This window comes from Streptomyces spinosisporus (assembly GCF_022698145.1).
Taxonomy (GTDB): Bacteria; Actinomycetota; Actinomycetes; order Streptomycetales; family Streptomycetaceae; genus Streptomyces; species Streptomyces spinosisporus.
Map to the genome: position 1 here is coordinate 692515 of NZ_JALDAX010000001.1, position 9979 is coordinate 702493.

The 9979-nt window shown below is 69.9% G+C and carries 7 protein-coding genes; all 7 read left to right on the forward strand.

Annotated features, from left to right (window positions below; genetic code table 11):
• Positions 1-72: 72 nt before the first annotated feature.
• Complete coding sequence (locus MQN93_RS03010; protein ID WP_242708150.1) at positions 73-1590, forward strand: sugar ABC transporter ATP-binding protein; 1518 nt, start codon at positions 73-75, stop codon at positions 1588-1590.
• A complete protein-coding gene (locus MQN93_RS03015) occupies positions 1587-2606 on the forward strand; it encodes an ABC transporter permease (RefSeq protein WP_242708151.1) in 1020 nt (339 codons plus the stop codon). Before MQN93_RS03010 ends, MQN93_RS03015 begins: the two co-directional genes overlap by 4 nt.
• A 40-nt stretch (positions 2607-2646) precedes the next feature.
• On the forward strand, positions 2647-3687 hold the full coding sequence (locus MQN93_RS03020) for a substrate-binding domain-containing protein (RefSeq protein ID WP_037780135.1): 1041 nt from the start codon (positions 2647-2649) through the stop codon (positions 3685-3687).
• A 59-nt stretch (positions 3688-3746) separates the two neighbouring features.
• A complete protein-coding gene (locus MQN93_RS03025; RefSeq protein WP_242708152.1) occupies positions 3747-4955 on the forward strand; it encodes a Gfo/Idh/MocA family protein in 1209 nt (402 codons plus the stop codon).
• A gap of 12 nt (positions 4956-4967) precedes the next feature.
• Positions 4968-5966 carry a sugar phosphate isomerase/epimerase family protein gene (locus MQN93_RS03030; RefSeq protein ID WP_242708153.1) on the forward strand — a complete coding sequence of 333 codons (999 nt, stop codon included), beginning with the start codon at positions 4968-4970 and terminating at the stop codon, positions 5964-5966.
• A gap of 125 nt (positions 5967-6091) precedes the next feature.
• Positions 6092-8596, forward strand: coding sequence for a PQQ-dependent sugar dehydrogenase (locus tag MQN93_RS03035; RefSeq protein WP_242708154.1), 2505 nt, complete (start codon positions 6092-6094; stop codon positions 8594-8596).
• 14 nt (positions 8597-8610) lie between these two features.
• Positions 8611-9978: a ThuA domain-containing protein gene (locus MQN93_RS03040; protein WP_242708155.1), complete on the forward strand. Its 1368-nt coding sequence runs from the start codon at positions 8611-8613 to the stop codon at positions 9976-9978.
• Position 9979 lies beyond the last annotated feature (1 nt).

Genomic DNA, 9979 nt, shown 5'->3' on the forward strand with positions numbered 1-9979 from the left:
CTCCGCCCTGCCCCGAACACGCCTGCACGAAGGCACCCTTCACCGGCCCGCACGCCCGCCAAGGGGATCCGCATGGCTCCAGAACCACCGCTGCTCAGCATGTCCGGCATCACCAAGTCGTTCCCCGGAGTCCGGGCCCTCGACGGCGTCGACCTGGACGTCCAGGCCGGCGAGGTGCACTGCCTGCTCGGCCAGAACGGAGCCGGGAAGTCCACCCTGATCAAGGTCCTGGCCGGCGCCCACCAGCCCGACACCGGCACCATCAGCTGGCGCGGCGAGGATGTCACCCTCCGCTCGCCGATCGCCGCCATGCGCCTCGGCATCGCCACCATCTACCAGGAACTCGACCTGGTGGAGCACCTGTCGGTGGCCGAGAACGTCCACCTCGGACATGAGCCGACGGCCGCCGGATTCGTCGTACGGGGAAAGACGGCCAAGGCGTCGACGGCCCGGCTGCTCAAGCGGCTCGGTCATCCGGAGATCGACCCGGGGCGGCTGGTCGGGCAGTTGTCGGCGGCCCAGCAGCAGATCGTGTCCATGGCCCGGGCGCTCTCGCACGACGTACGGCTCATCGTGATGGACGAGCCGTCCGCGGCCCTCGACCCGGACGAGGTCGACAACCTCTTCCGCATCGTCGGCGACCTGACCGCCGAGGGCGTCGCCGTCGTCTACATTTCCCACCGCCTGGAGGAGATCAGGCGGATCGGCGACCGCGTGACCGTGCTGAAGGACGGCCGCGCCGTCGCGGGCGGGCTGCCCGCGAAGTCGACGCCGACCCGCGAGGTCGTCGCCCTGATGACCGGCCGCAATGTCGAGTACGTCTTCCCCGACCGGCCCGTCTCGGCCCCGGACGGCACGCCGGTCCTGGAGGTCAGGGGGCTGATGCGGCACGGCGAGTTCGAGCCCCTGGACCTGGACGTCCACCCTGGCGAGATCGTCGGCCTGGCCGGACTCGTCGGCTCCGGACGCTCCGAGATCCTGGAGACGATCTACGGCGCCCGCAAGCCCGGCGCCGGTCACGTCCGCGTCGACGGACGGGCATTGCGGCCCGGGAGTGTCCGCGCGGCCGTCCGCGCCGGGCTCGGGCTCGCCCCCGAGGAACGCAAGGCGCAGGCCCTGCTGATGCTGGAGTCCGTCACCCGCAATGTCTCAGTCTCGTCCATGTCCCGCTTCTCGCGCGGGGGTTGGCTCGACCGGAGGTCCGAGGCGGGGGCGGCGCGGGCGGCCACCCGTGAGCTGTCGCTGCGGCCCGACAACCCGGCCGTGCCGGTGCGCACCCTGTCCGGCGGCAACCAGCAGAAGGCCGTCCTCGCCCGCTGGCTGCTGCGCGGCTGCCGCGTCCTGCTGCTGGACGAGCCGACCCGCGGCGTCGACGTCGGCGCCCGCGCCGAGCTCTACGCCGTCATCCGCCGCCTCGCCGACGAAGGCCTCGCGGTGCTCCTGGTCTCCAGCGAGGTCCCCGAGGTGCTCGGCCTCGCCGACCGCGTCCTGGTGCTCCGCGAGGGCCGCGTCGTGCACCGCGCCCCCGCCCGCGAACTCGACGAACACCGCGTACTCGACCTGGTCATGGAAGGAAGCCCGGCCTCATGACGCAGCATGCCTCCCCGCCACGGGACAACACCGACAAGGTGCCTCCGATGGGTCGACCGCCGTCCTGGCGCGGCCTGTTCGCCCGTGCCGACGTGCGCACCCTGTCCCTGCTCGGCGTACTCGCCGCGCTGATCCTGATCGGCGGGATCACCAAACCGGACGAGTTCCTGGACACCCGCAACCTCCAACTCGTCCTCACCCAGGCCTCGGTGATCGGCGTCGTCACCGTCGGCATGACCTTCGTCATCACCTCCGGCGGCATCGACCTCTCCGTCGGTGCGATCGTCGCCCTCGCCTCCGTGTGGGCGACGACCGTGGCCACCCAGGACTACGGCTTCGCGGGCGTCCTGTTCACCGCGGTGATCGTCGGCGTCGGCTGCGGCCTGGTGAACGGTTTGCTCATCGCCTACGGCGGAATGGTCCCGTTCATCGCCACACTCGCCATGCTGGCCTCCGCGCGCGGACTCGCCCTGCAGATCACCGACGGCAAGACCCAGATCGTCACCATCGGCAGCATCCTCGACCTGGGCGAACGCGACGCCTATGTGCTCGGCGTCCCCCCGCTCGTCATCGTGTTCGCGGTCGTGACGATCATCGGCTGGCTGATCCTCAACCGCACCACCTTCGGCCGCCGCACGGTCGCCGTCGGCGGCAACGCGGAGGCGGCCCGGCTCGCCGGCATCGACGTACGCCGCCAGCGTCTGTACCTCTATCTGCTCTCCGGGCTGTGCTGCGGCATCGCCGCCTTCCTGCTGATCATCCTGTCCGGCTCCGGCCAGAACACCAACGGCAACCTCTACGAACTCGACGCCATCGCGGCCGCGATCATCGGCGGCACCCTGCTCAGCGGCGGCCGCGGCACCATCACCGGCTCCGTGCTCGGCGTCCTGATCTTCACGACGATCACCAACATCTTCGCCTTGAACAACCTGCAGAGCGACGTCCAGCAGATCGCCAAGGGGGCGATCATCGTGGCTGCTGTGCTGGTGCAGCGACGTACTGCCAGCTCGACCTGAGGAAAGGGTCAGTACCATGTCACATACCACTCGTGGTGCCATGTCACATACCACCAGCCGCAGAGGACTGCTCTTCGGAACCGCAGCCGTCTCCGCCACCGCCGTCCTAGCCGGTTGCACCAGCAACGACTCCAAGGACGAGAAGCCGGCCGCGAACGACCAGTCGGCCGCCGACGACAAGCCCGGCAAGCACGTCACCATCGGCTTCGCCGGCCCGCAGGCCGACCACGGCTGGCTCAACGCGATCAACGACAACGCCAAGAGCCGGGCCAAGAAGTACTCCGACGTCACGCTGGAGATCACCGAGGGCTCCAACGACACGGCCGCCCAGATCGGCCAGATCGAGACCCTGATCAACAAGAAGGTCGACGTCCTGGTCGTGCTGCCCGCCGACGGCAAGGCGCTCACCCAGGTCGGACTGAAGGCGATGCGCGCGGGCATCCCGGTCGTCAACCTCGACCGCATCTTCAACTCCCCGCAGGCGTACCGCTGCTGGATCGGCGGCGACAACTACGGCATGGGCCTGAACGCGGGCACGTACATCGGCGAGAAGCTCAAGGGGAAGTCGAACGCCAGGGTCATCGAACTGGCCGGCCTGGACAACCTGGAGCTGACCAAACAGCGCACCCAGGGCTTCGACGACGCCCTGAAGAACTACCCCAACATCAAGAAGGTGGCCCGCCAGGCCGCCGAGTTCACGGTCGAGTCCGGACAGGCCAAGATGGCCCAACTCCTGCAGGCGCAGCCCAAGTTCGACGCCCTGTGGAACCACGACGACGACCAGGGCGTGGGCGCGCTGCGCGCCATCGAGCAGGCCGGACGCGACGACTTCCTGATGGTGGGCGGCGCGGGCGCCCTGTCCGCCTTCCAGGCCATCAAGCAGGACAACGGCGTACTGAAGGCGACCGTCCTGTACCCGCCGACGATGGCCGCCTCCGCCATCGACCTCGCCCGCGCGCTGGGCCAGGCCAAGGGCATCAGCGGCCTCGCCGAGTTCGAGATCCCGGCCTCGCTGACGCTCTACTCGGCCGTCGTCGACAAGGACAACGTCGACCAGTACATGCCCACGGGCTTCCGCTGACCGAATCCGCCCCGCACCCCCCACGGCGCATTCACCACGAGGACGAGGAGGACATCCGTATGGGAGAGCCCCAGCAGCCGGACGGGCCGGAGGCGGCGAAGCCGCCGTTGCGCGTCGGCATGGTCGGCTACGCCTTCATGGGCGCCGCCCACTCACAGGGCTGGCGCACCGCGGGCCACGCCTTCGACCTGCCGCTCCGCCCGGTCCTGAGCGTGATCTGCGGGCGGGACGCGCAGGCGGTGCGCCGGGCGGCCGACCGGCACGGCTGGGCGGCGACCGAGACCGACTGGCGGGCCCTGGTCGCGCGGGACGACGTCGACCTCGTCGACATCTGCACGCCCGGTGACAGCCATGCCGAGATCGCCCTCGCCGCCCTCGCCGCGGGCAAGCACGTACTGTGCGAGAAGCCCCTCGCGAACACTGTCGAGGAGGCCAGGGCGATGGCCGACGCGGCCGAAGCGGCCTACGGGCGCGGCCAGTTGGCGATGGTCGGCTTCAACTACCGCCGGGTGCCCGCCACCGCCCTGGCCAGGAACATGATCGCCGAGGGCAGGCTCGGCACCCTGCGGCACCTGAGGGTGACGTACCTCCAGGACTGGCTCGTGGACCCGCAGTTCCCCCTCACCTGGCGGCTGCGCAAGGAGCTGGCTGGCTCGGGCGCCCTCGGCGACCTCGGCGCCCATGTCGTCGACCTCGCGCAGTACCTGGCGGGCGAGCAGCTGGCCGGGGTGTCCGCGATGACGGAGACGTTCGTACGGGAGCGGCCGCTGCCCGTCGGCGCCACCAGCGGCCTGTCGGCGGTGCAGTCCGCCGGCACCGGTCAGGTCACCGTCGACGACGCGGCGCTGTTCACCGGACGCTTCACCTCCGGCGCCCTCGCCTCCTTCGAGGCCACCCGGTACGCGACCGGCCGCAAGAACGCCCTGCGTATCGAACTCAACGGCACGCACGGCTCGTTGGCCTTCGACCTGGAGCGGCTCAACGAGCTGTCGTACCACGACGGTACCGAGGCCGCGACGCACGCCGGTTTCCGCCGCATCCTGGTCACCGAACCCGACCACCCCTATCTGGACGCCTGGTGGCCGCCGGGCCACGGCCTGGGCTACGAGCACACCTTCGTCCACCAGGCCCGCGACCTCGTCCACGCGGTCGCCGCGGGCCGCCGGCCCGAACCCTCCTTCGCCGACGGGCTGCAGGTGCAGCGCGTGCTGGCGGCGGTGGAGGAGAGCGCCGAGAAGAACTCCGTCTACACGCCGATCGCCGCCTGAGGAGGGTTCAGCATGCCGCGCCAGTTCACGCTCTTCACCGGCCAGTGGGCCGACCTGCCGCTCGAAGAGGTGTGCCGCCTGGCCCGCGACTTCGGCTACGACGGCCTCGAACTCGCCTGCTGGGGCGACCACTTCGAGGTCGACAAGGCGCTCGCGGACTCCGCGTACATCGACTCCAGGAAGCAGCTGCTCGACAAGTACGGCCTCAAGTGCTGGGCCGTCTCCAACCATCTGACCGGCCAGGCCGTGTGCGACGCGATCATCGACGAACGCCACCAGGCCATCCTGCCGGGCGACGTGTGGGGCGACGGCGACCCCGAGGGCGTACGGCAGCGTGCCGCGCAGCGCATGAAGGACACGGCACGCGCTGCGGCCGCCCTCGGTGTCGACACCGTCATCGGCTTCACCGGCTCCGCGATCTGGCACCTGGTCGCCATGTTCCCGCCCGCGCCCGAGTCCATGATCGAGCGCGGCTACGACGACTTCGCCGAGCGCTGGAACCCGATCCTGGACGTCTTCGACGAGGAGGGCGTGCGCTTCGCCCACGAGGTCCACCCCAGCGAGATCGCCTACGACTACTGGACAACTCACCGCGCCCTGGAGGCGGTTGGCCATCGCCCTGCCTTCGGCCTGAACTTCGACCCGTCGCACTTCGTGTGGCAGGACCTCGACCCGGTCGGCTTCCTGTGGGACTTCCGCGACCGGATCTACCACGTGGACTGCAAGGAGGCCCGCAAGCGCCTCGACGGCCGCAACGGCCGCCTCGGCTCCCATCTGCCCTGGGGCGACCCGCGCCGCGGCTGGGACTTCGTCTCCGCCGGACACGGCGACGTCCCCTGGGAGGACGTCTTCCGGATGCTGCGCTCCATCGACTACCGGGGCCCCGTCTCCGTCGAGTGGGAGGACGCGGGGATGGACCGGCTGCAGGGCGCCCCCGAGGCCCTGACCCGTCTGAAGGCCTTCGACTTCGAGCCGCCGTCCGCCTCCTTCGACGCGGCGTTCGGCAACTGAGCCGTTCCGACGCACAACTGAGCCGTTCCGACGCACAACTGAACGTTCATCAGCTCTCCGGGATGCCGGCGCATCCCGGCGCACTTCACCCACCCGTACAACCGGCCCCTTACTGGGAGGCATCCGTGCACGGGAACACCAGCACCACCAGCACCGACAGAATCGAGGCCCACAGACACCGCTTCCGCAGAGCCGTCGCCCTCCTCGGCGGCGCGCTCCTCGCGGGCGCATCCCTCAGCCTCACCGCTCCCCAGGCCGGCGCCGTGGTCGCCGATCCCGGGGCCGCGCCGGCGGCAGCCGCGGCCGAGGACTTCCAGCAGGTCACCCTGGCCAAGGGCGAACCGGAGACCGGTGAGCCCATGTCGCTCGCCGTACTGCCCGACCGCTCGGTCCTGCACACCTCGCGCGACGGCGAACTGCGCATGACGGACGCCGCGGGCAACACCCGGGTCATCGGCAAGCTCGACGTCTACTCCCACGACGAGGAAGGCCTCCAAGGCATCGGCGTGGACCCGGACTTCGCGAACAACCGCGCCATCTACCTCTACTACGCGCCCCCGCTCGACACCCCGGCCGGCGACGCCCCCGAGACCGGCACCGCCGCCGACTTCGCGCCCTTCGACGGCGTCAACCGCCTCTCCCGCTTCACCCTGAACGCCGACGGTACCCTGAACACTGCCAGCGAGAAGAAGGTCCTCGACGTGAAGACGTCGCGGGGCATCTGCTGCCACGTCGGCGGTGACATCGACTTCGACGCGGCGGGCAACCTGTACCTGTCGACGGGCGACGACTCCAACCCCTTCCAGTCCGACGGCTTCACCCCCATCGACGAGCGCTCCGACCGCAACCCCGCCTTCGACGCGCAGCGTTCGGCCGGCAACACCAACGACCTGCGCGGCAAGATCCTGCGCATCAAGGTCGCCGAGGACGGCTCGTACACCATCCCCGACGGCAACCTCTTCGCGCCCGGCACCGACAAGACGCGGCCCGAGATCTACGCGATGGGCTTCCGCAACCCGTTCCGCTTCAGCGTCGACAAGAAGACCGGCATCCTCTACGTCGGCGACTACGGCCCCGACGCGGGCGCCGCCGACCCGGCCCGCGGACCGGGCGGCCAGGTCGAGTTCGCGCGCGTGACCGCCGCCGGCAACTTCGGCTGGCCGTACTGCACGGGCGACAACGACCCGTACGTCGACTACGACTTCGCGACCAAGACCTCCGGCGCGACCTTCGACTGCAACGCGCCGAAAAACACCTCCCCCAACAACACCGGCCTCACCGACCTGCCGCCCGCCCAGCCCGCCTGGATCCCCTACGACGGCCCGTCCGTCCCGGAGCTCGGCGACGGCTCGGAGTCCCCGATGGGCGGCCCGGTCTACCACTACGACGCCTCGCTCGACTCACCGGTCAAGTTCCCCGAGGCCTACGACGGGAACTTCTTCGCCGGCGAGTTCGGCCGACGCTGGATCAAGCGGATCGTCAGCGACGACAACGGCACCGTGCAGTCGATCAACGCCTTCCCGTGGACCGGCACCCAGGTGATGGACATGGCGTTCGGCCCCGACGGCGCGCTCTACGTCCTCGACTACGGCACCGCATGGTTCGGCGGCGACGAGAACTCGGGCCTGTACCGCATCGAGAACGCCACCGACGGACACTCGCCGGTCGCGCAGGCGGCGGCGAACAAGACGTCCGGACAGGCGGCTCTGAAGGTGCGGTTCTCCTCCGAGGGCTCCATCGACCAGGACGGTGACGCCCTCACCTACAGCTGGGACTTCGGCGACGGCGGCACGTCGACGGCGGCGAACCCGACGCACACGTACCGGAAGAACGGCACCTACTCCGCGACCGTGACCGCGAAGGACACAAGCGGCCGCACCGGCAGCGCGAGCGTGCAGATCGTGGTCGGCAACACCGCCCCGAAGGTGACGGTCGAACTGCCCAAGGACGGCCAGCTGTTCAGCTTCGGTGACGCGGTGCCGTTCAAGGTGAAGGTCACCGACCCGGAGGACGGCCGCGCCATCGACTGCTCGAAGGTCACGGTCACCTTCATCCTCGGCCACGACACCCACGGGCACCCGATCACCTCCGCGAACGGCTGCACCGGCACCATCCAGACCACCGCCGACGGCGGCCACGACGAGAACGCCAACATCTTCGGCGTCCTCGACGCCGAGTACACCGACAACGGAGGCGGCGGCCAGGCCGCACTGACCACGCACGACCGCAACGTCCTGCAGCCCAGGCACCGCCAGGCCGAGCACTTCTCCAACGCCTCCGGAGTCGACGCCATCGCCAAGGAGACGGCGCACGGCGGCAAGACGGTCGGCAACATCGACAACGGCGACTGGATCTCCTTCACGCCGTACGTCCTCAACAACGCCAAGTCCGTCACCGCGCGCATCTCGTCGGGCGGCGCGGGCGGCACCCTCGAGATCCGCGCGGGCTCCGCGAAGGGCACCCTGCTCGGCAAGGCGACCGTGCCGGTGACCGGCGGCTGGGAGAACTTCCAGGACGTCAGCGCCGATCTGTCCCGCGCGCCGAAGGGCACGACCACGCTCTACCTGGTCTTCAAGGGCGGCTCGGGCGCGTTGTTCGACGTCGACGACTTCACCTTCACCACCGGCTGAGAGGAGGGCATGTGATGCGCTCAACCAGCAGACTGGCCACCGTCGTTGTCGGAGCCGGGCTCCTGCTCGGCTGCGTCTCGGGACCCGCCTCCTCACAGTCTGGCGGGCCGTCGGGCGGACACGACGCCGACGGCAAACGGGTGCTGGTCTTCTCCAAGACGGCCGGCTTCCGGCACGACTCCATCCCCGACGGCGTGGCGGCGGTGAAGCAACTCGGTGAGAGCGGCGGCTTCGCCGTCGACGCCACCGAGGACGCGGGCGCGTTCACCGCGAAGAACCTGCGGCGCTACGACGCGGTCGTGTTCCTGTCCACGACGGGTGACGTCCTCGATGCGACCCAACAGGGCGCGTTCGAGGGCTACATCCGGCACGGCGGCGGCTACGTCGGCATCCACGCCGCCGCCGACACCGAGTACGACTGGCCCTTCTACGGCGGCCTCGCCGGCGCCTGGTTCCAGTCGCACCCGGCGATCCAGCAGGCGAGGGTGAACGTCGAGGACCGCTCCCACCCCGCCACCGCGGGCCTGGGGCCGACCTGGGACCGCACCGACGAGTGGTACAACTACCGCTCCAACCCGCGGGAGCGGGCCCATGTCCTCGCCTCGCTCGACGAGTCGTCCTACAGCGGCGGCACCATGAACGGCGACCACCCGATCTCCTGGTGCCAGAACTACCAGGGCGGCCGGGCCTTCTACACCGGCCTCGGCCACACCAAGGAGTCGTACACCGAACCCGCCTACCGGCAGCACCTGTTGGGTGGGATCCGGTGGGCGATCGGTGACGCCCAGGCCGACTGCCGCCCGGAGAACGGCTACCGTCCGCTCTTCGACGGCACGGCCGCCTCGCTGGACGGCTGGAAACAGGCGGGCCCGGGCTCCTTCACCCTCGACGACGACGGCACCCTGACGTCGTCGGGCGGCATGGGCCTGCTCTGGTACGCCACCTCGGGCTTCACCTCGTACTCCCTGAAGCTCGACTGGAAGATGTCCGGCGCCGACGGAGACGACAACTCCGGTGTGTTCGTGGGCTTCCCGCCCTCGGACGACCCGTGGTCGGCCGTCGACAACGGCTACGAGATCCAGATCGACGCCACCGACGTACCCGAGAAGACGACGGGGTCCGTCTACGGCTTCCGCTCCGCCGACCTGAAGAAGCGCGACCGTGCGCTGAACCCGCCGGGGCAGTGGAACACGTACGAGATCCGGGTCGAGGGCGAGCACCTTCGCATCTGGCTCAACGGCGTGAAGATCAACGATTTCACCAACACCGTTCCGGCCCGGAGCCTGCGTGACGGACACATCGGCATCCAGAACCACGGAGCCGACGACCAGGTGTCCTTCCGCGACATCCGGATCAAGGAACTGCCCGGCAAGGGCAACTGAT